General features: G+C 64.8%; 23 protein-coding genes. 6 read left to right on the top strand and 17 right to left on the bottom strand.

What is annotated here, in order from left to right:
• Nucleotides 1-68 precede the first annotated feature (68 nt).
• On the top strand, nt 69-293 hold the full coding sequence (locus tag ACRQ5J_RS18105) for a hypothetical protein (RefSeq protein WP_432378610.1): 225 nt from the start codon (nt 69-71) through the stop codon (nt 291-293).
• Between the two features lie 255 nt (nt 294-548).
• On the opposite strand, the gene ACRQ5J_RS18100 is transcribed toward ACRQ5J_RS18105, so the two are convergent.
• From ACRQ5J_RS18100 to ACRQ5J_RS18090, 3 genes are read right to left on the bottom strand one after another with little or no spacing between them, the layout of a single operon-like run.
• Nucleotides 549-1442, bottom strand: a complete 894-nt coding sequence (locus ACRQ5J_RS18100) for a PAS domain-containing protein (RefSeq protein WP_432378609.1) — start codon at nt 1440-1442, stop codon at nt 549-551.
• Nucleotides 1443-1489: 47 nt separating this feature from the next.
• The gene (locus tag ACRQ5J_RS18095) at nt 1490-1726 is read right to left on the bottom strand and encodes a hypothetical protein (RefSeq protein WP_432378607.1); all 237 of its coding nucleotides are present in this window, start codon (nt 1724-1726) and stop codon (nt 1490-1492) included.
• 41 nt (nt 1727-1767) lie between these two features.
• Entirely contained in the window at nt 1768-2130 is a 363-nt protein-coding gene (locus tag ACRQ5J_RS18090; RefSeq protein WP_432378605.1) for a hypothetical protein, read from the bottom strand.
• Nucleotides 2131-2256: 126 nt separating this feature from the next.
• Here ACRQ5J_RS18090 and ACRQ5J_RS18085 point away from each other — a divergent pair, with 126 nt between their 5' ends.
• Nucleotides 2257-5283 carry a sensor histidine kinase gene (locus ACRQ5J_RS18085; RefSeq protein ID WP_432378603.1) on the top strand — a complete coding sequence of 1009 codons (3027 nt, stop codon included), beginning with the start codon at nt 2257-2259 and terminating at the stop codon, nt 5281-5283.
• 1 nt (nt 5284) lies between these two features.
• Here ACRQ5J_RS18085 and ACRQ5J_RS18080 read toward each other — a convergent pair whose 3' ends face one another.
• The gene (locus ACRQ5J_RS18080) at nt 5285-5656 is read right to left on the bottom strand and encodes a hypothetical protein (protein ID WP_432378601.1); all 372 of its coding nucleotides are present in this window, start codon (nt 5654-5656) and stop codon (nt 5285-5287) included.
• Nucleotides 5657-5770: 114 nt separating this feature from the next.
• Here ACRQ5J_RS18080 and ACRQ5J_RS18075 point away from each other — a divergent pair, with 114 nt between their 5' ends.
• The gene (locus tag ACRQ5J_RS18075; protein ID WP_432378599.1) at nt 5771-6460 is read left to right on the top strand and encodes a hydrolase; all 690 of its coding nucleotides are present in this window, start codon (nt 5771-5773) and stop codon (nt 6458-6460) included.
• A 51-nt stretch (nt 6461-6511) separates the two neighbouring features.
• Here ACRQ5J_RS18075 and ACRQ5J_RS18070 read toward each other — a convergent pair whose 3' ends face one another.
• The 4 genes from ACRQ5J_RS18070 to ACRQ5J_RS18055 all read right to left on the bottom strand — a co-directional run bounded on the left by ACRQ5J_RS18070 (nt 6512) and on the right by ACRQ5J_RS18055 (nt 9810).
• Nucleotides 6512-7354: an alpha/beta fold hydrolase gene (locus tag ACRQ5J_RS18070; RefSeq protein ID WP_432378598.1), complete on the bottom strand. Its 843-nt coding sequence runs from the start codon at nt 7352-7354 to the stop codon at nt 6512-6514.
• Nucleotides 7355-7399: 45 nt separating this feature from the next.
• Nucleotides 7400-8356 (bottom strand): MBL fold metallo-hydrolase, encoded by a 957-nt coding sequence (locus tag ACRQ5J_RS18065; protein WP_432378596.1) that lies wholly within the window; start codon nt 8354-8356, stop codon nt 7400-7402.
• 13 nt (nt 8357-8369) lie between these two features.
• Nucleotides 8370-8993, bottom strand: coding sequence for a response regulator (locus tag ACRQ5J_RS18060; protein ID WP_432378595.1), 624 nt, complete (start codon nt 8991-8993; stop codon nt 8370-8372).
• Between the two features lie 175 nt (nt 8994-9168).
• A complete protein-coding gene (locus ACRQ5J_RS18055) occupies nt 9169-9810 on the bottom strand; it encodes a phosphohydrolase (protein ID WP_432378593.1) in 642 nt (213 codons plus the stop codon).
• A 96-nt stretch (nt 9811-9906) separates the two neighbouring features.
• On the opposite strand from ACRQ5J_RS18055, the gene ACRQ5J_RS18050 reads away from it, so the two are divergent.
• Nucleotides 9907-13008: an FAD-dependent oxidoreductase gene (locus tag ACRQ5J_RS18050; RefSeq protein ID WP_432378591.1), complete on the top strand. Its 3102-nt coding sequence runs from the start codon at nt 9907-9909 to the stop codon at nt 13006-13008.
• Here ACRQ5J_RS18050 and ACRQ5J_RS18045 read toward each other — a convergent pair.
• The 3 genes from ACRQ5J_RS18045 to ACRQ5J_RS18035 all read right to left on the bottom strand — a co-directional run bounded on the left by ACRQ5J_RS18045 (nt 13005) and on the right by ACRQ5J_RS18035 (nt 14508).
• Nucleotides 13005-13550, bottom strand: a complete 546-nt coding sequence (locus ACRQ5J_RS18045) for a GNAT family N-acetyltransferase (RefSeq protein ID WP_432383680.1) — start codon at nt 13548-13550, stop codon at nt 13005-13007. The two genes, ACRQ5J_RS18050 and ACRQ5J_RS18045, sit on opposite strands and share 4 nt — an antisense overlap.
• A 68-nt stretch (nt 13551-13618) precedes the next feature.
• Nucleotides 13619-14206 carry a helix-turn-helix domain-containing protein gene (locus ACRQ5J_RS18040; RefSeq protein WP_432378589.1) on the bottom strand — a complete coding sequence of 196 codons (588 nt, stop codon included), beginning with the start codon at nt 14204-14206 and terminating at the stop codon, nt 13619-13621.
• A 50-nt stretch (nt 14207-14256) separates the two neighbouring features.
• A complete protein-coding gene (locus ACRQ5J_RS18035; protein WP_432378588.1) occupies nt 14257-14508 on the bottom strand; it encodes a hypothetical protein in 252 nt (83 codons plus the stop codon).
• A 153-nt stretch (nt 14509-14661) separates the two neighbouring features.
• Here ACRQ5J_RS18035 and ACRQ5J_RS18030 point away from each other — a divergent pair, with 153 nt between their 5' ends.
• Complete coding sequence (locus ACRQ5J_RS18030) at nt 14662-15741, top strand: flavodoxin family protein (protein WP_432378586.1); 1080 nt, start codon at nt 14662-14664, stop codon at nt 15739-15741.
• A gap of 114 nt (nt 15742-15855) precedes the next feature.
• On the opposite strand, the gene ACRQ5J_RS18025 is transcribed toward ACRQ5J_RS18030, so the two are convergent.
• From ACRQ5J_RS18025 to ACRQ5J_RS18015, 3 genes are read right to left on the bottom strand one after another with little or no spacing between them, the layout of a single operon-like run.
• The gene (locus ACRQ5J_RS18025) at nt 15856-16515 is read right to left on the bottom strand and encodes a class I SAM-dependent methyltransferase (RefSeq protein ID WP_432378584.1); all 660 of its coding nucleotides are present in this window, start codon (nt 16513-16515) and stop codon (nt 15856-15858) included.
• 58 nt (nt 16516-16573) lie between these two features.
• A complete protein-coding gene (locus tag ACRQ5J_RS18020; RefSeq protein ID WP_432378582.1) occupies nt 16574-17953 on the bottom strand; it encodes an MFS transporter in 1380 nt (459 codons plus the stop codon).
• A gap of 60 nt (nt 17954-18013) precedes the next feature.
• Nucleotides 18014-20818 (bottom strand): ATP-binding protein, encoded by a 2805-nt coding sequence (locus tag ACRQ5J_RS18015; RefSeq protein WP_432378580.1) that lies wholly within the window; start codon nt 20816-20818, stop codon nt 18014-18016.
• Nucleotides 20819-20920: 102 nt separating this feature from the next.
• On the opposite strand from ACRQ5J_RS18015, the gene ACRQ5J_RS18010 reads away from it, so the two are divergent.
• The gene (locus ACRQ5J_RS18010) at nt 20921-21550 is read left to right on the top strand and encodes a LysE family translocator (protein WP_432378578.1); all 630 of its coding nucleotides are present in this window, start codon (nt 20921-20923) and stop codon (nt 21548-21550) included.
• Nucleotides 21551-21674: 124 nt separating this feature from the next.
• Here ACRQ5J_RS18010 and ACRQ5J_RS18005 read toward each other — a convergent pair whose 3' ends face one another.
• The 3 genes from ACRQ5J_RS18005 to ACRQ5J_RS17995 all read right to left on the bottom strand — a co-directional run bounded on the left by ACRQ5J_RS18005 (nt 21675) and on the right by ACRQ5J_RS17995 (nt 25391).
• Complete coding sequence (locus tag ACRQ5J_RS18005) at nt 21675-22238, bottom strand: YceI family protein (RefSeq protein ID WP_432378576.1); 564 nt, start codon at nt 22236-22238, stop codon at nt 21675-21677.
• Nucleotides 22239-22734: 496 nt separating this feature from the next.
• Nucleotides 22735-24585: a M1 family metallopeptidase gene (locus ACRQ5J_RS18000; protein ID WP_432378574.1), complete on the bottom strand. Its 1851-nt coding sequence runs from the start codon at nt 24583-24585 to the stop codon at nt 22735-22737.
• The gene (locus ACRQ5J_RS17995) at nt 24579-25391 is read right to left on the bottom strand and encodes a hypothetical protein (protein ID WP_432378572.1); all 813 of its coding nucleotides are present in this window, start codon (nt 25389-25391) and stop codon (nt 24579-24581) included. Before ACRQ5J_RS17995 ends, ACRQ5J_RS18000 begins: the two co-directional genes overlap by 7 nt.
• Nucleotides 25392-25400 lie beyond the last annotated feature (9 nt).

Here is a 25400-nt window from a genome sequence, read left to right as displayed (position 1 = left end):
GTCGATCATACTCCTTGAGCGCATCACCGATCGGGGCGGCAGCCTCTCACTTCTTACCAGGGATCATGATGAACGTTATGCTAGTCCACAGCCTGGAACCGGCGCCGCAGGCGTCCGTGTTCCAGCCCCGCCATGACGAGGAATGCAGCGCAGTCGTTGAGCGCGGCATCATGGCGCAGCACAGTTTTAATACGGTGTGCGCCATCGAGTACCTGAAGTCGCACAACGTCAAACCACAGGTGATCGAACGGGTGCTGCTGCATCCGGACCAGCGGCGCCGGCCAGCGCACTGATAGGCACGGCCGGCGTTTAGTTATGCACAAATCATAATGACCAGAATCTTTTTGAAAAATTTTCTCGTTACAATCCGTGATAATCTAAGTCATTGATTTTTAATGGTATTGGTTTTGCTTGTTGGATAGGCAGTTTATAGAAAACCGCGCCGTTACAGGCTGTATGCATTGTCAATGGGGTGCTGTCCACACAGATATCCACAGCATTTGTGGATATCCCGAAAAACGCTTATGTTTCCGATACTTAAGCGAAGCTTAAAGCGGCTTTTTCAGCGCCTGCAACACGCTGCCGACCACGATGACGCCGTCGCCATGGCCGGTCACGGTGATCCGCAGGCGCACTTCCTGTCCGTCGCGCCGCCAGGCGGTGACCACGTCGGTCCACGTTTCGCCGTCCTTGAGCGCCTGTAGCGCGTCTGCCAGCTGGTCCGGCGGGTACGGCGGCGCGTGCAGCAGGCGCGGATCGGCGCCCAGCAGTTCCTCACGGCTGAACTGGAAGACCTTGCAGAATTTATCGTTGACCGAGCTGAAGCGCCCGCCGCCATCGAGCGTGGCGATGACGGCGTGCTGGTCGACCGCGTTGAGCAGGGTGCGCGCAGCGTCCAGTTCGGCCTGCAGCGCCGCCGTGTGGCGATGCGCCTCGTCCAGTCCCGCATAGGCGCGCAGGGACGAGATGACGGTGGTGAACAGTTTGCGCGTGGTCAGGTCGGTCTTGCACCAGAAGTCGTTGATGTCGTAGTCGAGTATGATGCTGTGCTCCAGCGCCTGGCCTGGCTGGCCGGTGCGCAGCACGATGCGCACCAGGCTGTTGTGCAGCGTGTCGCGGATCTGGCGCGCCACGTGCAGGCCGGCGTCGCTGGTTTCCATGATGACGTCCAGCAGCACCAGCGCGATGTCCGGTGTGTTGCGCAGTACGTTCAGCGCTTCTTCACCGCTGTACGCATGGAGGAAGCTCAGGCGGCGCCCCTGGAAGCAGGCGTTGCTGAGAGAGAATTTGGTGACGACGTGCACATCGACGTCATCGTCGACGATCAGCACACGCCACGGCGGTGGCGCGGCGGCCGCGTTGGCGCTGCCTGCGCGCGCTTCGGTGGCCGTTGGCGCTTCGTCCTCTATCATCCAATCGGTATCGTCGTCGTTCTGATTCATGCAGGCTATCCCATGGTAAGTCGAACAAGCCGAACTTCAGAGTGACACTATTCCTCGCCGGCACTTTTGTCAAAGGATTCCCGGTACGGCGCAACAACAGTATCTGCCTTCCCACTTATGCACAGAAAATTTTTTTCAAGACGCGCGCGAGCCGCCATGGCACGGCTTGCGCTGTTTCCTAAGTCATTGATTTTAATTGGTAAAAAATCTGCCTGTGGATTAGGCATTTTGTTGTACAGCCCGCCGTTATTGGGCTTCTTGCCTGTCAAGTGGGGCTTATTCACACCCTTATCCACAGTTGGTGTGGATATCTACAAAATCCACTTTAAATACGTGCGCTTATGCCTTTTTGCTGAGAAAAAGCTTGCGCTCTGTCATCAGACAGATGGCGGCTCAGCAGGATAAGGAATACCACCAGCGCATGCAAGGCCAGTCCAAAGGTGATGGCGATATTCGCCCCGGAGCCGGCCAGCGCGGCGTAGGCCAGCAGTGCAAGCGCCGGCGACAGGCCATAACGGTCGGATTTTAACAATTGCTTGGCATCCAGTTTTACCCAGGCGACGATGCCGGCGGCAAACAGCAGCCAGCCGGCGGCTTGCTGGTCGAGTGTGCCCAGCACCAGGGCGGACAGCAGGGCGAGCGCGCTGACCGGCAGCGGCAGGGCGTTCAGGCGGTTTTGCAGTTTCATGACGATGCTCTCTCAATGCGGTGGAACTTGTGCTCAGATTAATTGAGGCGCGGCGATTGGTAAATTTTATTGTTTCTATCTTATTGATAGGTTTTTACATTTTCCGTTTTCGTCTATGATGTGCGCATGTCAAAGTTTCTTCATCTTGTATGCCTGTTAGCCTTGCTGGCCGGCGTTCCCGCCGCGCACGCCCTCGACAGCAAAATCGCCCTCAGCGATTATCACCACGATATCTGGACCAGCAAGGATGGTGCACCGGGCGAGGTGTATTCCATGGCGCAGACCGCCGACGGCTGGCTGTGGATAGGCGCCAGCACCGGCCTGTACCGCTTTGACGGCGTCCGTTTCACCCGCTTCGAGGCGCTGTCCGGCGAGGTGGCGCCGAAGCGGCCGGTCACCGCGCTGAAGGCGCTGCGCAACGGTGATTTGCTGATAGGTTATGTTTTTGGCGGCCTCAGCCTGTTGAGCAAAGGGCATATCAGCCATTATCCATCCAGCCTCGGCAACGAGCTGATGGGGCCGGTTCTGAACGCCATCCGCGATGACGACGGCGCGGTGTGGGCCGCCACCACCAACGGCCTGCTGCAATTGCGGCAGGGCGCCTGGCGCAATGTCGGCGAAGAGATGGGGCTGCCGCCGGGACGCGTGTCCAACATTTTGCTGGACCAGTACAGCCAGATCTGGCTGGCGGCCGGCGAGCATCTGGTGGTGCTGGCGCGCGGCGCCAAGCGCTTCCGCACTGTCCTGAGCGGCTACAGCACCGTCAACCTGACCGCCTCGCCCGATGGCCGGCTCTGGCTCGACACCCACGGCAAGCTGATTACCGTGCCGGCGCAGCATCCGGGGCCGCAACTGCCGCGTCCGGCCTGGATGGCGCAGGCCGAGGGGCAGGAGAGCGGCATATTCGACCGCGACGGCAATTACTGGACGCTGGGCTGCCCCGGCATGTGCCGCACCGACGGCATCGGCCAGCAAGCGAACTCCGTCTACACGCCGGCCGCCGAAGCCGATAGCCGGCTGGACCAGCCATGGCAGGTCAGCAACCTCACCGCCAACGTGGTGTTCGAGGACCGCGACGGCAATATCTGGATCGGCACGCAGGCCGGCGTCGAGCGCTTCCGCAATAACCGGCTGGCCAGGGCGCGCCTGAATGGCGGCGAGCGCTTCTTCAGCTTCGGGCGGGATCACGACGGCCGCGTGCTGGTGTGGGCCAAGCCGACCAACGAGTTGTGGCGGCTGAACGAGGACGGCAGCGCGGTCGTGCTGGAACGCGGCCCCGCAAGCCATTTCGGCGTGCTGTCCAACAGCCCCGACGGCGCGCTGCTCAAGGCTGGCGCGCAGCACATCGAGCGCCGCCGCGGCGACGCGGTGGAGATCATTGCCTACCCGGATGGGCTCAGCGAGGCCGGCGGCGTGTCGGCCACGCGCATCCTGGACGACGGGCGCGCGCTGTGGCTGTCGGTGTCGCGGCGCGGCACTTATCGCTGGCAGGACGGCAAGTGGACCCATCAGGGCGAACTGGGACTGCCCAACAGCATCGCCTTTGCCGCGCCCGGCGGACCGGGCGAGATGTGGTTCGGCTATAACGACGGCCTCATCCTGCATTATGAAAACGGCCGCCTCACCCGCTACACGCCGGAACGCGGCGAGGACATCGGCGCCATCACCTACATCCACCAGGGGCCGGAAGTGCTGATCGGCGGCGATGGCGGACTGGCGGTGCTGCAAGGCGAACAGTTCCGCCGCCTGAATGTGGCCGATGCGGAAGCGCTGTCGCGCGTGTCGGGCATGGTGATCGCCGCCAACGGCGACCGCTGGTTCAACGGCAACAAGGGCGTGGTCCACGTGCGCGCCGCCCAGTGGCGGGCGGCGCTGGCCGACCCGCGGGCGCCGCTGGAGTACACGCTGTACGGCGTGCAGCAAGGCTATCCGGGCTTTGCCGCCACGGCCAATCGCCAGCCGAGCGCGATTGCCGATGCGTATGGCCAACTTTGGTTTGCCGGCGTCGGCGGCATCGCCCGCCTGGACAGCAGCCGCAGCGATCCGCCGTTGCAGCCGCCGGCGGTCAAGCTCGAAATGCTGATGTCGCAAGGCAAGCGTTACCTCGACCTGACCCAGCCGGTGGTGCTGCCGCCCGGCACCACCGCATTGCGCATCGAATACACCGCGCTCAGCTATACCATGCCGGAAGCGCTGCGCTTCCGCTACCAGCTGGACGGCGTCGACCAGGGCTGGCAGGAGACCGGTACGCGCCGCGCCGTCTCGTACACCAATCTGCGCCCGGGCGACTACCGTTTCCGCGTGGCGGCGATGAACCAGTTCGGCCAGTGGAGCAAGGAAGAAGCGGTGATGTCGGTGCGCATCCTGCCGACGTTCACGCAGACGCCGCTGTTCTACGGCCTGTGCGCGCTGGCCGGCGCCGGGCTGCTGTATCTGCTGTACCGCCTGTGGGCGCGGCAGGCCACGTTGCGCATCGCCACCCGCATGGCCGAGCGCGAACGCATTGCCCGCGCGCTGCACGATACCTTCCTGCAAAGCGTGCACGGCTTGACCTTGAGCTTCCAGTCGGCCTTGCGCGCTTTGCCTTCCGACTCGGCGTCGCGCGGCCGGATCGAGCGGGTGCTGCTGCTGGCGGACCAGGTGATGGAAGAGGGACGCAACGAAGTGCAGGACCTGCGCTCCGGCGCCATGGGGGACGGCGACCTGGCGCACGGCCTGGCGCTGGTGGGCGAGGTGCTGCAGGAAAGCCACCGCGCGGTGTTCAGCCTGCGCACGTTGGGCCGTCCGCGCCGGCTGGACGAGCAGGTGGCGTGCGAGGCTTACAGCATCGCCCGCGAAGCGTTGCAGAATGCCTTCCGCCACGCCGGGGCGGCGTCGATCCAGATCGTGCTGGAGTACGCGCCAGGCGCGTTCAGCTTGCAGGTGGTGGATGACGGCAAGGGCATTGCCGATGAGTTGATACGCAACGGCAGCAACGGCCGCTGGGGGCTGACGGGCATGTTCGAGCGCGCCGCCCGCATAGGCGGGCAGCTGGCGCTGGAGAATGTGGAGGGCGGCGGCACGCGCGTGCGCCTGGAGGTGACGGCCGCGCGCGCCTACGCCGGGCAGGCGCGCTGGAAGCGCTGGCTGCCGCGCTGGCTGCGCGCCGGCTGATTTAAATCTGCGCCAGCAGCTTGCGCACGGCGCCGTGCGCCATCACCAGTTCCGGGCCGTCGTGTAATAAGGCGTTGTACTTGGCGCGGAACTCCTGGTCGCCTTCCTCGCAGGGGCCGATCAGCATTTCCAGCGACTGGCGGAACGCCTTGGCTTCCGCGGCCGTCACCGGCTCCTTGTCCTCCAGCCGCTCGTCGAGCTGCGTCATCAGGCCGGACAGCTTTTGCAGCCAGGCGAAATGCGGGTGATTGGTAATCAGCTGCAAGTGCTCCAGCGGGCTGCCGACGGCGCCGAAATACTGGGTTTCCAGGTTGATCAATTGCTTGTGCAGGTCGCGCAGGGCGCGGGTCAGTTCGGTCAGTTGTGTATTCATGGTGAGGCTATCTTAGCAGAGACAGGGGTAGCGGGAGGTCTACTTTTAGGCAGGTGGTTTTTCACGCGGTCGCATCCTATGATGACGTTTCTTTCACACACATGGAAATCCATCATGAGCAATCCGAAATTAGAAGTCCTGACCCCGCAGAACAGCCAGCTGATCTTCATCGACCACCAGCCACAGATGGCGTTCGGCGTCCAGTCGATCGACCGCCAGGTGTTGAAGAACAATACCGTTGGCCTGGCCAAAGCCGCCAAGGTGTTCAACATCCCGACCACCATCACCACCGTTGAAACCGAGTCGTTCTCCGGCCACACCTACCCGGAACTGCTGGACGTGTTCCCAGGCAAAGAGATCCTGGAACGCACCTCGATGAACTCGTGGGACGACCAGAAAGTCCGCGACGCGCTGAAAGCCAACGGCAAGAAAAAGTCATCGTTGCCGGCCTCTGGACCGAAGTTCTGCAACACCACCTTCGCGCTGTGCGCGATGCTGGAGGGCGAGTACGAAATCTACATGGTGGCCGATGCTTCGGGCGGCACCTCGAAAGAAGCGCACGACCAGGCAATGGCGCGCATGGTGCAAGCCGGCGTGGTGCCGGTAACCTGGCAGCAAGTGCTGCTGGAATGGCAGCGCGACTGGGCGCACCGCGAAACCTACGACGCCGTCATGGCCATCGTCAAGGAACACTCGGGCGCCTACGGCATGGGCGTGGACTACGCTTACACCATGGTGCACAAGGCGCCACAGCGCATCACCACCGAGCACAAAACCCTGGCGCCGGTAGCCGCCAACAAGTAAGCGGCCACGCGCTTGCGGAAAACGGCTCACCGTTGCGGGTGAGCCGTTTTTTTACGACTTCAGGAAGGCCAGCAGGTCGGCGTTCAGCTGGTCTTTGTGGGTGGTCGGCAGGCCGTGCGGCGCGCCCTGGTAGACCTTCAGCGTGGCGTTCCTGACCAGCTTGGCGGCGGCCTTGGCCGAGGCGTCGATCGGCACGATCTGGTCGTCGTCGCCGTGCACGATCAGCGTTGGCACGTCGATTTTCTTCAGGTCTTCGGTGAAGTCGGTTTCCGAGAATTGCTTGATGCAGTCATAGGCGCTCTTGATGCTGCACTGCATGCCTTGTCGCCAGAATGCATCGCGCACGCCTTCCGATTCCTTGGCGCCCGGACGGTTGTAGCCGTAGAAGGCGATGGTCAGGTCCTTGAAGAACTGCGAACGGTCCTTCAGCACGCCGTCGCGGATGCCGTCGAACACCGACATCGGCAGGCCGTCCGGGTTGTTGGCCGATTTCACCATCTGCGGCGGCACGGCGCCGACCAGCACGGCTTTCTTGACGCGCGCGCTGCCGTGGCGGCCGATGTAGCGCGCCACCTCGCCGCCGCCGGTCGAGTGGCCGACCAGCGTGGCTTCCTTGATGTCCAGCGCGTTCAGCAGCGTGGCCAGGTCGTCGGCGTAGGTGTCCATGTCATTGCCGTTCCACGGCTGGCTCGACAAGCCGTGGCCGCGGCGGTCGTGGGCGATCACGCGGTAGCCCTGGCTGGCCAGGAAAATCATCTGGTCTTCCCAGGCGTCGCCTTGCAGTGGCCAGCCGTGGCTGAAGACCACGGCCGGGCCGCTGCCCCAGTCCTTGAAGTGGATGCGGGTGCCATCTTCGACGGTGACGCTATCAACGGTCAGTTTGCTGTTCGACATGAAATGCTCCTTGTGAGTGAAGGGATGCTGCGGGGAGATGCTGAATCAGGGTCGGCTTGCCGGCGTTTCGTCATAGTTAAGCGGCAGCCACTCGTATTCGCCGTGATGCAGGCGGATATGGCCGAGGCCGGGGAATGCGATGTGGGCGGCCGCCACGGTCAGATGCTTGCTGGTGGCCAGTTGCAGCAGCGTGGCGCGGGTCGCTTGCGCATCCGGCGCGCTGCTGTCGTACTTGACGGTGGCGCCCGGGTGCGGCAACTGGATGCCGGCGACGTGCACGATATCGCCCCACACCAGCAACTGTTGCGACTTGCTGGTGACGAGGTAGGCGGCGTGGCCCGGCGTGTGGCCGGGCGCGGGCAGCGCCTCGATGCCCGGTTCCAGCTGGCCGAACTGCTTGAACGGCTGGTAGCGGCCGGCGGCCTGGTAGGGCGCGACGGCCGCTTGCGCGGCGTCGAAGAAGGTCGACAGGAATGGCGGGGCCTTGGCCTTGTTGGCCTGTGTCAGCCAGTAGTCGGCCTCGGCTTGCGGCAGGCGCAGCACGGCGTTGGGGAACACCGCCGCGCCCTCGCGCAGGATGCCGCCGGCGTGGTCCTTGTGCAAATGGGTGAGATAGATTTCATCGACCTGCCCGGGCTGGTAGCCGGCCGCGCGCAGGTGCGCCAGCAGCTTGCCGCAGCAATCGCCGTACAGGGCGCCGGCGCCGCTGTCGATCAGGATCAGCTTGCTGCCGGTGTTGATCAGGAAGGCGTTGATCGAGCCTTGCAGCGGCAGCTTGAGGTCGACGTCGGCCAGGTCTTGCACTGCCTGCTGCTGGGTGATGTTGGTCATCACCGTATCCACCGGGAAGGGATGGGTGCCGTCCGACAGCGCGGTGATTTCCATGTCGCCCAGCTGGGTACGGTAATAGCCGGGCGCCTGCGTGGCGGCCATTGGCGCGGCTGCCAGGGCCATCAACGGCATCGCCAGTGCGCATGCCAGCAGCAGTGTCTTCAGTTTCATGCTGTGTTCCCGCTTAGTTCAGGTGGACCAGTCCGCGCTTGGCGGCGACCATGGCCGCCTCGGTGCGGGTGCACACGTTGAGCTTGCTCATGATGCTCTTGACGTGGAACTTGACGGTGCCGACGCCGATGCCGGCCGCGCGGGCGATGACCTTGTTGCTCATGCCGGTGGCCAGGTGGCGCAGGATGTCGCGTTCGCGCGGCGTCAGCTGGTTGCCGTGGATGCGGCTGGCCAGTTTGACGGCCAGGTCCGGCATCATGAATTTCTTGCCTTGCAGGACGGCGTGGATGCACAGCATCAGATCGTCCAGTGGCGCGCTTTTCGGCATGTAGGCATGGGCGCCGGCGCGCATGCTGCGGTCGGCGTCCTCCTCGCCGTCATGGCCGCTGAGGATGATGACCTTGGCTTCCGGATGCTGGGCGCGGATGCGGCCGATGGCTTCGACGCCATCGCAGCCTGGCATGTGCAGGTCCATCAGCAGCAGGTCCGGTTGCAGGCGCGAGCACATTTCCAGCGCCTGCTGGCCGTCGGCCGCCTGGCCCAGCAACGTGAACTGGCCATCGGACTCGATCAGTGCGGCCATGCCGGCGCGGATCAGTGGGTGAACATCGGCGATGAGGACGGAAGCGGTGGTCATGATCTGGCTCCTGGTAAAGGTTGATGAAGGCATTCTCGTCAACCTTGCCGGCGCCGTATAGTTATACGTTGGTATAAGCGCCGTCGTTCCCGCGCAGGCGGGAATCCATAGTGCACCAATGATGCAGGCGTTCTATGGGTTCCCGCCTGCGCGGGAACGACGGGGAAGCGCTGCGCTAGGCGCACAGTTGCTTCAACCGTTTGAGTTCGGCGAGAAAGCGCTCGGCGGCCAGGGCTGGCGGCCACGGCTCCCACGGCGTGCCGCCGTACACGGCATGCAACGGATCGTGTTGCAGCGGCGGCGCGCTGATCTTCAGCGCCTGATGGACTTCCTGCGCCGACCAGCCGGCCACATGCACCGCCTCGCTGGCGGCGGCCAGGCGGTCGGCGACCTTGTGGGCGGCGTGCTCCTTCGGCGTCCAGTGCGGCAGGCCGTAGCGCAGGAACACCGCCGCCTCCAGCTTCTGCGACAGCGTCTTGAACGCGGCGCCGAGGAAAGGCTTGAGCGGCGAGATGCAGTCGAAGCCGAGCAAGCCTTCCTCGGCATCGTGCAGCAGTTCGCGCAGCGCCGCTTCCGGCGTCAGCGTCACACCGGTGGCGGCGCAGGCGTCGGCGCGCACCTGCATCACCGTCAGCGAGTGCTGCGCCACCGACAGCGGCAGCGGCCAGGCCGAATGGCCGCCCCAGCGATAGGTGCGCGCCAGCCCCAGCGCCAGATCGCTGTCGTCCCAGTCGAAGGGTGTGGGATCGAGCAGGTCGAGGCGCCGTCCCGACGGCATGCGCACCCAGGCGCGTTGTTCTTGGTGATCTCTGGCCATGGCAAATTCTACTTCGAAATTTGCAATTTATTTTTGGCAACAGTGCAGGATCTGAAATACACTTCAGGGATTGTCCACTTCCATTCTTGTGAGGCCATGGCGACCAGACCTTCGTATATTTACCAGGGCGGCTCGGTGATGATGCATGCACCGCTGCAGTTGAAGAATTCCGACATGTACGGCTTTTTCGTCAAGGGCGACACGGCCCGGTTGCAGGCGACCATCGACGGCACGCTGAACGCGGTGGCCGGCGCGCGCATGACCTTCAAGGCCATTTCGCCGTATGTGCTGATCACCTTCACGCAGGTGAACCACGCCGATTCGGCGGTGGCGGTGGATCACGCCAAGGGCTGGATCACCGAGGTCGATATCGTCACCTGGATCATGGTCGGGGCGATGGACGAGGAGGGCGAGCTGGCCCACATCTACTACTACCCGGCGCATATCTTTGTCGATGACGCAATGGCGCTGATTAACGGCCGTGAGCTGTTCGGCTATCCCAAGTACCTGTGCGAGCATGAGATCACCGAGAAGCGCTGCGCGCTGTCGGCCAAGGGCTTCCATCCGTTCTCGCCGGAGACGAAGATCGCCATGCATCCGCTGCTGGAAGTGAACGCCACCCGCCAGTCTCGCGAAGAAACGCCGATCGAGAACTGGGTGGACCTGATCGAAGAGGCGATCAAGCTGTTCCTGTCGATTCCGGATTTCTTCAATCTCGATGCGGCCGGATGGAAGAGCATCATTTCGCTGATCCGCAACCCGCGCATCGACCAGATCTTCCTCAAGCAGTTCCCGGACAGCGCCGGCCTGAAGGCGGTGTACCAGGCGATCCTCGCGGCGCCGGCCACCGTCGAGAAAATCCACGGCGGCAAGCTGCTGGCGTATGAGTACGAGGCGGTGCTGCACGCCTTCGACAGCTTCCCGCTGAACGAGACGCTGGGCCTGAAACTGGGTCCGCAGGACGCCATCCTGCCGTACTACCTGAACTTCGATTTCACCGCGCAGACGGGCGAAGAACTGATCGACAATTCGGCCATCGCGCCGCAGAAGATCGCCATTCTCGGCGGCGGCGTCAGCGCCATGACCACCGCTTACTATCTGAGCGCGCAGCCGGGCTGGCAGAATAACTACGACATCACCGTCTACCAGCAGGGCTGGCGCCTGGGCGGCAAGGGCGCCAGCGGCCGCAATGCGAAGATGGGGCAGCGCATCGAGGAACATGGCCTGCATATCTGGTTCGGCTTTTATTCGAATGCGTTCAAGATGATCAAGGAGGCCTATGCGAGCCTGGACCGGCCGGCCGGCGCGCCGCTGGCGACCTGGCGCGACGCCTTCAAGCAGCACGACTACGTGGCGCTGTCCGAGCGCGTGGGCGACCAGTGGCACAATTGGTCCATCGTGTTCCCGACCTTGCCGGGCGAGCCGGGAGAGGGCGACCAGAAGATCACGCTGTGGCAGATGGCGGTGGCCATGGTCGGCTGGATCGAGCAGTGGATACGCAGCCTGGACCGGCTGACCAAGGAGATGGAGCTGCCGCCGCATCCGCACCACACCGGCATCATCCCCGACTGGCTGTATCACCTGGCCGAAGGTGTAACGTCGTCGGTGCAGGAGCTGATCGACGATGTGTCGCTGCTGGCCGGCGCGCTGACCGGCATGGTGTTCAATATGGCGGAGGATGCGGACGAGGGCCAGCACCTGGCGCTGGCCGGCGCCATGGCCGGCGTGCGCGGCAAGCTGCATTCGCGCTACGATAAGCTGCTCGCGCGTGTCGAAGGGGACGTGGCGGACGATGCGCGCCGCCTGTTCATCTGCCTTGACCTGGGCATCACGATCATGAAGGGCGTGTTCGAGGATGGCGTGATCAAGCATGGCTTCGATGTCATCAACGATCTGGATTTCCGCGGCTGGCTGCGCAAGCACGGCGGCGACGAGCAGCTGTCGGTGCAGTCGGCGCCGGTGCGCGGCTTCTATGACCTGATCTTCGCCTACGAGGATGGCGATTTCGATAAGCCGAACGCGGAGGCGGGCACCATGCTGCGCGCGATGGCGCGTATCGGGCTGGCCTACAAGGGCGGCATCATGTTCAAGATGCAGGCGGGGATGGGCGATACCATCTTTACGCCGATGTACGAGGCGCTGCTGAAGCGCGGCGTGAAGTTCAAGTTCTTCCACAAGGTGGAGGAGCTGGTGCCTGACGGCGATCAGGTGGGCAGCATCCGCATGACGCGGCAGGTGCAACTGGCGGGAGAGGACTACAACCCGCTGGTGCCGGTTAAAGGCATCGACTGCTGGCCGAGCGAGCCGCTGTACGATCAGATCGACCCGGCGCAGGCGGCGCTGTTGCAGGACAAGGGCATCAACCTGGAGTCGCATTGGACCGACTGGCCGCAGGTGTATCGCGAGGCCTTCGGCCAGGAGCTGCCGACAATGACGCTGAAGCGCGGCGTCGACTTCGATCAGGTGGTGTTTGGCATTTCGATTGGTTCGCTGCCGGTGCTTTGCCCGCAGCTGCTGGCGCAAAGCCCGGCGTTGCTGGCCACCACGGAGAAAGTCAAAACGGTGGCGACCCAGGCCTATCAGGTGTGGCTGGACAAGGATCTGACCCAGATGGGCTGGGCCTATCAGCCGGGCGGCCAGCAACCGGTGCTGAGTGGCTTCACCGAGCCATACGATACCTGGGCGCCGATGGATCAGCTGTTGGCGCGAGAGGATTGGCCGGCGGCGCTCGATCCGCGCAATGTGTCTTACTTTTGCAGCGCGTTGCCGGTGGCGAGCTATCCGCCGGCCAGCGATCATGATTTCCCTAAGCGGATGACGGAGGTGGCGAAGCAGGGCGCGATCAATCAGCTGGGCAGGGAGATCGCGTCACTGTGGTCGGCGGCCGGGCCGGCGGGAGCGTTCCCCTGGAACTGGCTGGTCGACGGCAGCGAGGCTACCGGTGTGCAGCGCTTCGATGCGCAGTATTGGCGCGCCAATGTCGACCCGTCGGAGCGCTATGTGATGTCGGTGGCAGGCAGCACGCGCTACCGGCTGCGCACCGACCAATCGGGCTTCTCCAATCTGTTCCTTACAGGGGATTGGATCAGGACCGGCATCAACGCCGGCTGCGTGGAGGCGGCCGTTATGGCCGGCATGCAGACCTCGCGCGCGATTAGCGGTTATCCGGCCGTGATCGAGGGTGAGACGGACTTCTAGAGCTGCTTGTAGAAGTAGGTGGTGCTGCACGGTGCGCCGTCCGGCATCAGCGCGTAGTTGGGAATGACGCCGGCGACCTGCCAGCCGGCGCGCTGGTAGAGTCGTTCGGCGTCGCCGCCGGTCACGGTGTCCAGCACCAGCAGCGTTTTGCCTTCCTCGCGCGCGGCATGGTCGATGGCGGCCATCAGCTGCGCGGCCACGCCCTGGCGGCGCGCTTCGCTGTGGACCAGCATCTTGGCAACGTCGGCGCGGTGCGGCTGGTTGTCCGGCTGCGCGGTGATAAGCTGCACGGTGCCGACGATGCGACCCACCGGTGTTTCCGCCACCAGCAGCACGCGTTCCCCGCGCGCGACGTCATCCAGCACGCCGCGCCAGAAGCCGGCCGCCTTGTCCCGCGCCAGCGGCAGCATAAAACTGACTGACGCGCCGCCCTCCACGCAGTCCAACAGCACATCCGCCAAGGCTTCGGCCAGCGTTTCGCCGCGCTCCCGCGCCTCGTCCATGCCGACGCGCCGCACCGCAGGCTGCGCTGCCGGCGCCATCGTCTGCGGCTTGCTGGCGGCTGTCATCGTGGCGCCTGCTGTTGCGGAATGGTCGCTGGCGCCGGTGCTCATGTTGCCCTCCGGCCGTTAGACTGCGTGGTCAGCGCGACCAGATAGCGCGCCGGCTTGCCGGTCGGGTTGTGATAGACGATGTGGCGGTCGAGCCGCATGGCCAGCGTATCGCCAGCCTCCAGCCGCCATTGCTGCTCGCCGACGCCGATCTCCATCGCGCCGTCGATCATCCACACCTGCTGATGAATGTCCGCATTGTGCGGCATACTGTCGTAAGCCACGCGCTGCCCGGCGGGGAACACCACGTCCACCAACTGCAAAGGCGAAGGCGCTGCCGGCGACAAACTGCGGCGCATATAGCCGGAACCGGGATCGGTCCATACCGGCTGCTCTGCCACGCGCGCCACCGGCGATGGTTCAGCCTCGCCCTCGGCGGCCTTGTCCTCGAACAGCGCAGCCAGCGCCACGCCGAGCGCACTGGCCAGCTTGTCGAGCACCGCTGCCGTCGGGCTGCTCTCGCCGCGTTCGATCAGCGAAATGGTTGAACGGCCCACGCCGCTGCGGCCAGCCAGCGCGTCCAGCGACAACCGTTGGGCGTCGCGTAGCTCCCGCACGCGGCGGGCGATTAAAAGATTGATGTCCATGGATTTCCATTCTACAGGAAATCCATGTCCAGTAAACTGGATGTTGCGCGTTAGCCGCGACCCGAACGATTATTGTCGGTGCCAACGTCGCCGCGCGCGCCGGCGGTGCGGTCGCGGTGCGTGGCCGTCTTGGCGGCGGACGATGCGCTCTGCTGGTTGTTGTGCGGATTGTCATTGCCCGGATGGCCGGCCGCATGGTTGCCGCTCTCCGACATGCCTTGCGTCTTTGGATCGTAGTCGCCCTGCGGCATATTGGCGCCGGGTTTGAATCCGCGCGGATCAGGTTTATTAGGTTGGCTCATGATGCGTCTCCTTTCTGAAAAAGCGTAGACATATGCTAAGCCTGCCCGACAGTGAGGGCCGTAGGCGCACATGCCGTTGCCCTGTAGGAGGTGCGTCAGCGCACGGTGGCCAGCTCTACAGCATGCCAAGCTGGGTCCATAGAGGAGGCTACCATGCCAGAAGCACCAGAAGTAAGAACGGGACAGGCGCCGCGGAAGCTGGCGCGCCAGGAATTTCATTTGCAATTCATGCGCTCTTTCAAAGACCCGACTTTCGACGCGGCGCGCGAAGCGCTGGCGCAAGTCGAGGAAATCGCCTGGCAAAACTATGACGCCAGCCGCAAGGCGCCGGTGACGCAGAAAGCCGGCGGCGAATTTGCCGATCCTGATTACGATTTGTCGGTGGAATGGAAAGCCACGCGCGACAAGCTGATCGCCGCCGAGCAGCGGCAGAAAGACCCGCGTTCGAAATCGCGTGTGCTGCTGATTATCGGCGCCGCGCGCAACGACGGCACCTGTCCCGGCGAAATCTCCAAAACCTACCGCATGGCGCTGTGGGCCAGCGAGGTGCTGGAAGCGGCGGGCATCGACGCCGATGTGCTGGATTTGAGCCTGCTGACTTCCAGCTACGACCTGCATATCCATCCTTGCAAGGGCTGTGTCTCGACCGCCATGCCGCTTTGCCACTGGCCTTGCAGCTGCTATCCGAATCACGGCGAACGCCAGACCAACGACTGGATGGCGGAAATCTATGAGAAGTGGGTGGCGGCGCATGGCGTTATTATTCTGACGCCGACTTACTGGTATCAGGCGCCGTCTGTGCTCAAGCTGATGATTGACCGGCTGGTGTGCGCGGATGGCGGTAATCCCGATCCCACTACTACCCATGGGAAGAAGGCTGCCGAGGCCAAGGAGATCGAGCGCAAGGGGTGGGATTATCCGAAGCACCTGGCCGGCCGCGCTTATGGCTTGGTGGTGCATGGGGATGTGGCCGGTGTTGAGAGTCTGCGCCGTAACCTGGGCGAGTGGCTGGACTGGATGGGGCTGATCGATGCCGGCAAGCAGTCGGCGTTGGATCGCTATCTGGGCTATTACGAATCCTACGCGGATAGTCATGCGACACTGGATCAGGATGAGAAATTCCAGGAGGAGGTGCGCAATGTCGCCCGTTCGGTTGCCGCCGCCGTTCAGCAGCTGCGCGCTGGGCGGCTGGGTAAGCCGGATGCGCTGGTGATGCCGGCGCGGCCGAAATAGTGTTAGTTGGAGATTGTTTTTGTTGTGCGCGGTGGGGGCTTGCTGGCATTGGAATGCCAGCGTTCTATGGATTCCCGCCTGCGCGGGAATGACGGTGGGTGGGTGTTGGGGGGATTAGCGTTTGCGGGCTAGGGTTACGCCATCGCTGAGGGGCAGCAGCGAGATGTCGATGCGCTGATCTTCGCGCAGCTTGATGTTCAGCGCCTGTAGCGCGGCGGTGTCGTCATTGTCCGCGCGCTCCAGCACTTTGCCGTCCCGCAGCGTGTTATCGAGCACGATCAAGCCGCCCTGGCGCACCAGCTGCAAGCAGGCCTCGTAGTAACCATCGTAGCCCACCTTGTCGGCATCGATGAAGGCAAAGTCGTACAGTCCCGCCTCGCCGTCGCGCAGCAGCGTTTCCAGCGTCTGCAGCGCCGGTGCGATGCGCAGGTCGATCTTGTCCGCCACGCCGGCCTGCCGCCAATACGGCAGCGCCACGCTGGTGTACTCCGCGCTGATATCGCAGGCCACCAGCCGCCCCTCCGGCGGCAACGCCAGCGCCACCGACAGCGCGCTGTAGCCGGTAAATACGCCTACCTCGATCGCATTGCGCGCGCCCATCAGCTTCACCAGCAGCGCCATGAACTGCCCCTGTTCGGGCGAAATCTGCATGCTGGCGCGCTCGTGGCCGCGCGTGGCGTCACGCAGGGCGGCCTGCGCCGGGTGCTCGCGCAGTGAGTGCGCAAGCACGTAGTCGTACAGCGTATCGGTCAGATTCAGCGTGCGGTTGGACATGCGGCGGCCTCCTGTAATGTGTTAGCGGGGAGTGTACCAGCGTCCGCGCTAGCGCGGCTCACACTTGCTGCGAGACGATCAGGCGCGAGAAACTGGCGATGCACGCCACGCCGGCAAACGCCGCGCCCAGCATCAGCGCATACGAGGTGCCGCGCGTGGCCGACACGGTGAAGCAGTAGGCCACCAGCGCCGCGCCGGTGGCCTGGCCGATCAGGCGCGAGGTGGCCACCACGCCGCTGGCGCCGCCGGCACGCGATGGCGGCGCGCTGCCCATGATGGCTTTCAGGTTGGGCGCCTGGAAGAAGCCAAAGCCGATGCCGCACCACGCCATGCGCCAGCCGATGTCGAACGCGGTCGGCTGGTCCGGCAGCATCAGCAGCGACACCATGCCGGATGACAGCAGCGCCAGGCCGATGCCGCCCAGCGCGCCGGGCGGGTAGCGGTCACTGAGCTTGCCGGCGATCGGCGCCATCACCGCCACCAGCACCGCCCATGGCGTCATCAGGAAGCCGGTTTCCACCGGCGAGCGTCCCAGCGTGTGCTCGAAATAGAACGGCAGCGAGACGAACGCAAGGCCCTGCGTGGCGAAGGTGCACACGGCGGTCAGCGACGACAGCGCGAACAACGGCCGCTTGAACAGGTCCACCGGCAGCATCGGCGCCGCGTGGCCGGCCTGGCGGCGCAGCAGCAGCGCGAACAGCAGCGCCGTGGCGGCCAGCTCCGGCAGTAGCCGGCGCCAGCTCTCCTGGTGGGCGGCGTCGCCGAAGGTCAGGATCAGCATGCCGAAGGCCAGCACGTTGAGGATGGCGGTGGCGGCGTCGATTTTGTGGCTGGCGCGCGGATTGTGCGGCAGCGCGCGGCGCGCCAGCAGCACGGCGCCCACGCCCAGCGGCACGTTGATGGCGAACAGCCACTCCCACGACGCCACGGCCAGGATCAGCGAGGCGGCGGTGGGACCGACCGCGAAGGCGACCGCCACCACCAGCGAATTGAGGCCGAAGCCCTGGCCGTGCAGCCGGGCCGGGAAGATGGTGCGTATCATGGCGGTGTTCACGCCCATCATGGCGGCGCCGCCGACGCCTTGCAGCAGGCGCGCCGCCACCAGCGACGGCAGCGACCAGGCCAGCGCGCAGGCCAGCGAGGCGGCGGTGAACAGCGCCAGGCCGAAGATGCACACGCGCCGGTAGCCGATGATTTCGCCCAGCGCGGCGAACGGCAGCAGCGTGGCGACCATGGCCAGTTGATAAATATTGACGATCCAGACAGAGGCGGCCGGCGTGGTGTGCAACTGGTCGGCGATGGCGGGAAGGGCGGTGTTGGCGATGGCGGTATCGAGCGAGGCCATGCCGACGCCGATGGCGACCGACAGCATGGCGATCCGGCGCGCCTCCGGCGGCAGGCCGTCGCGCGCTTCCAGCGCGCTATCTGGGTGGGTCATATAAAGTCCGGTGCAATGGATACTGAGCTTGCCATTGTCGCGGAAAACGCCAAACTTTGCTTACGCCGCCGCTGCGCCGGCGCGCAAGTCGGCGCAGGCCTTGTCCAGCGCCGCCTCGACGTCGGGCAGCATGTCGATCACGTCCACCAGGTCGCCGGCGTTGGCGGCGCTTTCCATTTCCTGGCACAGCGCGTGCAGGTGGGTCGAGTTGAGGTAGCCGGCGCTGCCTTTCAGCGCGTGGATGGCCGCCGCCGCCGCGTGGCTGTTGCCGGCGACGACCGCCGCGCGCGCCGTCTCCAGCCGGCGCGGCGCCTCGTCGAGGAAGGCTTGCGTGATGCGCTGTATGTGCTTGTGCGACAGGCCGGCCAGCGGCATGATGCGCACCGTGTCGGGCCGGGCATCGGGCGTCACGCCGAACTGCTCGTCCAGCGACTCCACCCGCTGCGCCGCCAGCCGCTCGCCATCGGTCGGGCGCAGTGTGCGGCCGCGGCTCAGGTGCTGGGCGATGACATTTTCCACCTGGTCGTACAGCAGGCGTTCATCCACCGGCTTGCTGAGGAAGCCGTCCATGCCGGCCGCCAGGTAGCGCGCGCGGTCATGGTCGCTGGCGTTGGCGGTCAGCGCGATGATCGGGATCGCCGGATCGAGCACGCGATAGTCCTCGCTGCCGCCGGCGCGGATCAGGCGCGCGGCCTGCTCGCCGTCCATCATCGGCATGCGGCCGTCCATCAGCACCAGGTCGTAGGCGGCGGTGCTCAGCGCGTGCAGCGCCTGCAGGCCGTTTTCAACGATGCGGATGTCGTGGCCCATGCCTTCCAGCAGCGTGCTGACGATGATCTGGTTGGTGCGCACATCCTCCGCGCACAGCACGCGCAGGCGGTAGCTGTGGTGTTCCTTGCGCGGCGCGGTGGCGGCGACGGCCGGCGCCGCGCCAAGCTCCAGCGGCAGCGTGAAGCTGAAGGTGGAGCCGGCGCCGACCCGGCTCTCGGCCGCAATCGAGCCGCCCATTAGCTGTACCAGTTCCTTGCAGATGGCCAGGCCAAGGCCGGTGCCGCCGTAGCGGCGCGTGGTCGAGTGGTCGGCCTGCTCGAACTTCTGGAACAGGCGGGGCAGCGTTTCGGCTGGGATGCCCGGGCCGGTGTCGCTGACGTCGAAGCTGACAGCGGTGCGGCCGTCGGCGGTCAGCAGGGCCGAGGCGTCGAGCCGCACTTCGCCGCGGTCGGTGAACTTGATGGCGTTGCCCAGCAGGTTAAGCAGGATCTGGCGCAGGCGCGTCGGATCGCCGCGCACGTAGCGCGGCAGGTCCAGCGCCAGGTCGCTGCGCAGCAGCAGGCTTTTGGCGTCGGCCTGGCCTTGCAGGATGCCGATGGCGTCGTCGATCAGCGCGATCAGGTCGAAGTCCACGGTTTCTATCGACAGGCGGCCGGCGTCGATCTTGGAAAAATCGAGGATGTCGTTGAGGATGGCCAGCAGCGACTCGCTGTTCTGCAGGCCGATGCGCAGGTATTCCTCGGTCCTGCCGCGCACGGACTGGTCGCGCATGGCGAATTTGATCATGCCGATCACGCCGGCCAGTGGCGTGCGGATGTCGTGGCTCATCGCCGACAGGAAGTCGATGCGGTGGCGGCTGACCACTTCCGCGTGTTCCTTGGCTTCGGTCAGTTCCAGCGTGCGTTCGTTGACGCGCTGTTCCAGGTTGTTGCGCAGCAGGCGAATCTGGTCGGCCAGCGCGAACGCCAGCAGCACGCCGTCCAGCGTGCCGCCGAGAAGCGTGAACAGCTGCGCGTTGCTGACCAGCGCCGGAATCAGGCCGACGTTGGCCGGCAGGATCAGCAGGCCCGGTATCATCAGCGCCACGAAGCCCAGCACGAAGAAGCGCGCCGGATAGTAGCCGCTGCGCCAGACGATGATGCCGGTGGCCAGCGCCATCGTCATCCAGATGGTGATGACCACGGTGGCGATGGTGTGCGCGTAGCTGAGCGCCAGGAAGCAGCTCGGCAGCGTCGCCAGCGGCAGCACGATGTTGATGCGGCTCAGCGCATACAGGCGCGGCGCGGTTTCCTTCAGCCGCAGGAAGGTGGTGTAGAACAGGGTGCTGAGCACCGGCAGCAGGAAGAAGGGCACGTAGTGCCAGTGCAGGTTGTGCCAGCCGAACAGGTCGGCCGACATGTGGAAGGTCATGCCCCAGGCGATGGCGTAGCACAGCACATACATCGAGTAGTACAGCGAGGAGCGGTCGCGCGTGATCGAATAGATGAAGAAGTTGAACACCGTGAGCGCCAGCAGCGCGCCCACGGAGCCGATGATCAGCACATTCTCCCTGGCCACCAGCTGCTGGTAGTCGGCGCGCGGCAGCACCGAGAACACCGGCGTGCGCGCGTAATAGGGACTGGAAAAGCGGATCAGCACCTGGTAGCGCTGGCCCGGTTGCAGGTCGAGGTCCTTGCCGTAATGGAGCATATAGGAATGCGGCTGGCGATAGCCGGTCAGCAGCTGGCGGATGCTGCCATCCGCGCCGTAGATCTGGATGTCGACCATGTCGATCAGCGTGTCGTTCGGATCGATGACCCAGTGCGGCAGGCGGCTGTCGTTGCTCAGTTCCGCGTATAGCCAGTAGCTGCCGCCCAGCAGGTTGACGCTGGACGCCGGCTTGAGCTGCGCCAGCATGGCCGGCAGGCCGGCGGCATCGACCGGATATGGTTCGCCGTTGTCGGCATACAGCCGGCCGGCTTTGGCCAGATCGATGCTGGCGCTGGTGAGCGAGATGGGTGCGGCGCTGGCGGGAACGCACAAGACCAGCAAAAGTAGCACGGCGTAGTGGCGCAGGAGGGCGATCAGGCTGTGGGTCTTGCTCGCTTTGCTCATTCGTATTCCGTGCGCCGGCTGGAGGTAAAAGGTGTTATGCCATTTTAAACGAGAAATTAACTGTTTGGTATGATGGCGGCTTTGTATATCAGGAAGACCATCTTGCTAATTTCGCCAGAACAGTTCATAGGATTCCTCAGCGCCGCGCTGCTGATCACCGTGTCGCCGGGACCGGACAACCTGATGGTGCTCAGCGTCGGCATGTCGCGCGGCCGCCGCCAGGGGATGATATTCGGCCTGGGCTGCGCGCTGGGCTGCCTGAGTCATACGCTGCTGGCCGCATTTGGCGTGGGCGCATTGATCAAGGCCTCGCCGCTGGCGTTTGGCGCGTTGAAGCTGCTGGGCGGCGCGTATCTGATCTGGCTGGGCATCGGCGCCTTGCGCAGCCGTGGCGGCGCGCGCGTGGAGGGCGGGGGCTTGCCGGATGAAAGCCTGCGCAAATTGTTCGCCAAGGGGCTGTTCGCCAACATGATCAACCCGAAGGTGGTGTTGTTCTTCCTGTCCTTCCTGCCGCAGTTCGTGGTGGCCGAGCGTGGCGACGCCGCGTGGCAGACCGCGCAACTGGGCTTGCTGTTCACATTGCAGGCGGTGGTGCTGTTTGGCTTGCTGGGCTATTTTTCCGGCGCGGTGGGCGCGTGGATCAACCGCACCCCGAGCGCCGGCAAGTGGATGGACCGCGTGGCCGGGGTGATCTTCGTTGGCCTGGGACTGCGCCTGATGGTCGCGCGTTAAAAAAATTTAAGCGGGAGGGCGCGATGTCATCATGTCGTCATGCGCGGCTGGGATACTGTCTTTGCTCTTTCAAGTCTCTCCCGATTTGAAACCTTTGGCCCGCGCCCTTTGCTGCGGGCTTTTTTTATCTGGCCGTCAGGTCGAAGCGCAGTTCCATCTCGTCCTGCACCGCCATGGCGCCGGCCATGACGGAAAACGGCGTAAGGCCGAAATCCGTCTGCTTCAGGTTGACCGTGCCTTTGACGTTGATGACGCCTCGTTCCTCGCGCAGCTCGACCGGGATCGCCAGTGTGCGCGTGACGCCGTGCAGCGTGATCGCCACTTGCAGCGGCTGACCGCTGGCGCTGCGCTCTGCATGCACGCGCACCAGCGGATAGCGCCCGGCGTCCAGCACCTTGTTCAGCATGTTGTAGCGCGTGCCTTCGATGGCGTCCGCCGATGGCTGCTTCGCCAGGCCGGCGATCTGGCGCAGGTCTGCTTCGTCGACTTTCATCTCGTCGAGGCGGAACGTGAAATCGGCGGTGTTGCGGGCCGGCGCAACCGTGCCGCTGATGGCGTGGCTGGCCACGACGTGATCGTGGCCGAGGCGCGCCAGCACGCCGCCACGGCGCACGGTGACGGCGATCAGCGACTGGCTGCTGTCGATGGTCAGCAACGGTCCGGCATCGGCGGCTTGCGTCGCTTCCACGGGCGTTGCCGCCGGCGCCGCTGCCGGCGCTGGCGGGGCGTCGGCAGTCGGCACCTGCGAGCAAGCGCTCAGTGTGCAAACCGCCGCAAACATTAAGCGTATAAAGTTCGTGTGCGTCATTTAGCCGTCATATTGTCCAAATATTATTGCATCCGCTGGCGACAGCGTGCTCCAGTTGGCCCCGCGCCCAAGATGGCGCGGACGTTCAGGGAGCATAGCTCAGCAGGCTGGCCGGTGGCCTGAAACACCGGCACCACCTCTTCTTGCTTAAAACCCCTTAAGTTTTACCTTAATGAAGTCCTAAGCCTGTCCGCGCGGTTCGATGGCAAAGTAGAACCCATAGCGCGAGGCTAAGCCCAGCGCCCGGTTGCCGGACCGTTCAAGCCCGGCACAAATTTCGTCCAGCCGGCACGACAGCCGGCGGACCAGCGGACATCCCCACGCTCTCGAGCGTTTTGTAACCAGCACCATCTCACGATGATGCTGGTTTTTTTGCCTACGCGCCGTGCTGCTTCAGCCACGCGTCGATTTGCGGCAGGCGTTGCGCGCGCACCTTGATGCGAGTCTCGATGGAGGCGATGGCCGTCCTGGTATCGCCCTGCGCGTCGGCCGGCAGGTACTGTTTGGCGTACTCCCGCAGCTTGCCGATCATGGCCGGATCGGCCGAGCGCCCGCCCAGTCCCGGGAAGTAGCGGCTGCGCGAGGCGCCATCGACGATCTTGTCGACCTTTTCGCGGTTGGCCAGTGCGAAGTCGAACGCGAGGTCCGGATGGCCGCCCGCCACGTGGCTGATGATCGACGCGCCGGCGGTGGCGCCGGGTTCGTCGGTCAGCGCCAGGTCCAGCGCGCGTTGCGCCAGCGCCTTGTCGTCGGCGGCGCCCAGCAGGTCGTACAGCTCGGCCTTGATCATGCTCGATTGCTCGGCCTTGGCGGCGGCGCGCAACTGCTCCCAGGTCGCCGCGTCGGCGTTGGACGCGATCACGCCCAGGATAGGGCGGCGCAGCGCGGCCGGCATCGCATCCTTGTCAGTGGCCGCGGCGGCGTAGCGGCGGCGCGCTTCGGCGATGACCGCCTCGTCGCCGACTTCACCGAGCGCGCGGATCAGCGTCTCGCGCAGGTTGGCCACTGGCGCGGCTTCGTCCTTGGCCGCGCTCCAGCCGACGCGGGCAAACACCGGCGCCAGGCGTGCGCGCGCGAAGCGGTCCAGCGCCGCGCGCTGTTCCGGCTTGCCTTCGTAGCTGTTGTGCAGGCCGGCCAGCACGCCGGCAATGCGTTGCCAGACTTCCGGCGCGGCGTCGGCCGGCGCGTTGCTGGCCAGGTCGAGGAAGCTCGACGCCGGCATCTTGCCGGCCATGCCCAGCGCCCAGCTGTCGGCCAGCAGGCCCAGTTGATCGATGGTCGGCATCCGGGCGAAATCGGCGGCCAGCGTAGCGAACGCCTTCGGCGCGTACAGCGTGCGGTAGTAGCCGCTCTGGCCGGCGTTGACCAGCACCGCGCCGCAGCCGGGCAGCGTCACGCTGGCCTTGCCGCCGCTGACCAGCGTGCGCACGGCGGTCCCGCCGACCGTTTGCGCGATGACCGGCACGCGCCAGCTCAAAGGCTTCTTGTTTTCCTGGTCGATACTGAATTCACCTTGCGTCAGCTGGACGGTGGTTTTGCCGTTCTTGCACACCGCGTCCGCAACGCGGATCATCGGCACGCCCGGTTGCAGCGTGAAGTCGTGCGCGATCGCGGTGATCGGCTTGTGCGCGGCCTGTTCGATTTCGCGCCACAGATCGTCGGACACCGTGTTGCCGTACGCGTGCCTGGCCATGTAGCTGCGCACGCCGGTGCGCCAGGCGTCTTCGCCCACATAGCTTTCCAGCATGCGGATCACCGCCTCGCCCTTGCTGTAGGTGATGCTGTCGAACGCCTGGCTGGCCTGTTCGACGGTGGCGATGCGCTGCACGACAGGGTGGGTGGTGGACAGCGCGTCGCGGCTCATCGCGCCTTCACGCGTGTCGACCGCGCGCAGGCCCCAGTTCCACTCCGGATGCAGGCGGTTGGTGGTGCGCGATTCCATCCACGAGGCGAAGCCTTCGTTCAGCCACAGGTCGTCCCACCATGCCATGGTGACCAGGTCGCCAAACCACTGGTGGGCGATTTCGTGCGCGGCCACCAGGAACGAGACTTCCTTGTCCGACTGCGTGGCCACGCGCGGGTCCAGCAGGATCGAGTTTTCAAAGGTGAAGATGGCGCCCCAGTTTTCCATCGCGCTGAAGAACTGGCTGCGGCCCGGCGCGGCGATGTTGTCCAGCTTAGGCAGCGGGAACTTGACGCCGAAGTAGTCGTTGTACTCTTTCAGCACATCGCGCGACGAATCCAGCGCAAACTGGGCCTGGCCCAGCGAACCTTTTGCGTGATGACGCCGAGTTCCACGCCGTCCTGCACGGCGGTGGCGCGTTCGAACTCGCCCAGGCCGAAGAACAGCAGGTAGGTCGACATTTTCGGCGAGGTGGCGAAGCGCACCAGTTCGCGGCCGTCCGCCAGCCTGGTGGTGGAGGTCACCGGCATGTTGGACACGGCCATCTGGCCGGCCGGGATGGTGGCTTCCAGCGCGAAGGTGGCCTTGTAGAACGGCTCGTCCCACGACGGGATCACGCGGCGCGCATCGGAGTTTTCAAATTGCGTGTACAGCGCGCGTTTCTTCACGCCGCCGTTGTCGTAGTCCAGCGAGAACAGGCCCGAGGCCTGGGTGCCGATGATGCCGGTGTAGTCCAGCTTGAGCTGGTAGCTGCCCGGCTTGAGCGGCTGTGCGAAGTGGAAGGTGGCAGTCTGTTTTTCCGCATCGACGTCGATCCGGCTGGCCTGCTGCGGCGCCTTGCCCGGGCCGGCGCTGATGGCGGCGGCGCTGAATTTCAGGTCGGCCGCCTGCAAGGTCAGGCTGCTGCTGGCTTGCTTGACGTCGAGCGCGATGGTGACGCTGGCGCTGAAGCTGCTGTTGGCCGCGTCCGGCGTCAGCGACACCGCGTAATGGGTCGGCACGGCGTTGCGCGGGAGCTGGGTGGTGACCTGCGCGGCTTTGGCGGCGGGAGCGGCGGCAACCAGGGTAGGGGCGCCGGCGGACAATCCTAACAGCGCCATGACGGCGAGCGAAATCAGACTGCGTTGCATGTTCTTCCT

The sequence above is a fragment of the Duganella sp. P38 genome (assembly GCF_050859475.1).
Lineage (GTDB): Bacteria > Pseudomonadota > Gammaproteobacteria > Burkholderiales > Burkholderiaceae_D > Rugamonas.
This window is presented reverse-complemented; position numbering and strand designations above follow the sequence as displayed.

What these genes read in the sequence shown, in the direction of transcription:
- ACRQ5J_RS18080 (WP_432378601.1), bottom strand. Translation starts at nt 5,656, where the DNA reads ATGAATACACAACTGACCGAACTGACCCGCGCCCTGCGCGACCTGCAC.
- ACRQ5J_RS18015 (WP_432378580.1), bottom strand. Translation starts at nt 20,818, where the DNA reads ATGAGCAAAGCGAGCAAGACCCACAGCCTGATCGCCCTCCTGCGCCAC.
- ACRQ5J_RS18060 (WP_432378595.1), bottom strand. Translation starts at nt 8,993, where the DNA reads ATGACCACCGCTTCCGTCCTCATCGCCGATGTTCACCCACTGATCCGC.
- ACRQ5J_RS18055 (WP_432378593.1), bottom strand. Translation starts at nt 9,810, where the DNA reads ATGGCCAGAGATCACCAAGAACAACGCGCCTGGGTGCGCATGCCGTCG.
- ACRQ5J_RS18085 (WP_432378603.1), top strand. Translation starts at nt 2,257, where the DNA reads ATGTCAAAGTTTCTTCATCTTGTATGCCTGTTAGCCTTGCTGGCCGGC.
- ACRQ5J_RS18065 (WP_432378596.1), bottom strand. Translation starts at nt 8,356, where the DNA reads ATGAAACTGAAGACACTGCTGCTGGCATGCGCACTGGCGATGCCGTTG.
- ACRQ5J_RS18020 (WP_432378582.1), bottom strand. Translation starts at nt 17,953, where the DNA reads ATGACCCACCCAGATAGCGCGCTGGAAGCGCGCGACGGCCTGCCGCCG.
- ACRQ5J_RS18025 (WP_432378584.1), bottom strand. Translation starts at nt 16,515, where the DNA reads ATGTCCAACCGCACGCTGAATCTGACCGATACGCTGTACGACTACGTG.
- ACRQ5J_RS18100 (WP_432378609.1), bottom strand. Translation starts at nt 1,442, where the DNA reads ATGAATCAGAACGACGACGATACCGATTGGATGATAGAGGACGAAGCG.
- ACRQ5J_RS18050 (WP_432378591.1), top strand. Translation starts at nt 9,907, where the DNA reads ATGGCGACCAGACCTTCGTATATTTACCAGGGCGGCTCGGTGATGATG.
- ACRQ5J_RS18075 (WP_432378599.1), top strand. Translation starts at nt 5,771, where the DNA reads ATGAGCAATCCGAAATTAGAAGTCCTGACCCCGCAGAACAGCCAGCTG.
- ACRQ5J_RS18030 (WP_432378586.1), top strand. Translation starts at nt 14,662, where the DNA reads ATGCCAGAAGCACCAGAAGTAAGAACGGGACAGGCGCCGCGGAAGCTG.
- ACRQ5J_RS18040 (WP_432378589.1), bottom strand. Translation starts at nt 14,206, where the DNA reads ATGGACATCAATCTTTTAATCGCCCGCCGCGTGCGGGAGCTACGCGAC.
- ACRQ5J_RS18035 (WP_432378588.1), bottom strand. Translation starts at nt 14,508, where the DNA reads ATGAGCCAACCTAATAAACCTGATCCGCGCGGATTCAAACCCGGCGCC.
- ACRQ5J_RS18070 (WP_432378598.1), bottom strand. Translation starts at nt 7,354, where the DNA reads ATGTCGAACAGCAAACTGACCGTTGATAGCGTCACCGTCGAAGATGGC.
- ACRQ5J_RS18090 (WP_432378605.1), bottom strand. Translation starts at nt 2,130, where the DNA reads ATGAAACTGCAAAACCGCCTGAACGCCCTGCCGCTGCCGGTCAGCGCG.
- ACRQ5J_RS18105 (WP_432378610.1), top strand. Translation starts at nt 69, where the DNA reads ATGAACGTTATGCTAGTCCACAGCCTGGAACCGGCGCCGCAGGCGTCC.
- ACRQ5J_RS17995 (WP_432378572.1), bottom strand. Translation starts at nt 25,391, where the DNA reads ATGCAACGCAGTCTGATTTCGCTCGCCGTCATGGCGCTGTTAGGATTG.
- ACRQ5J_RS18045 (WP_432383680.1), bottom strand. Translation starts at nt 13,550, where the DNA reads ATGGCGCCGGCAGCGCAGCCTGCGGTGCGGCGCGTCGGCATGGACGAG.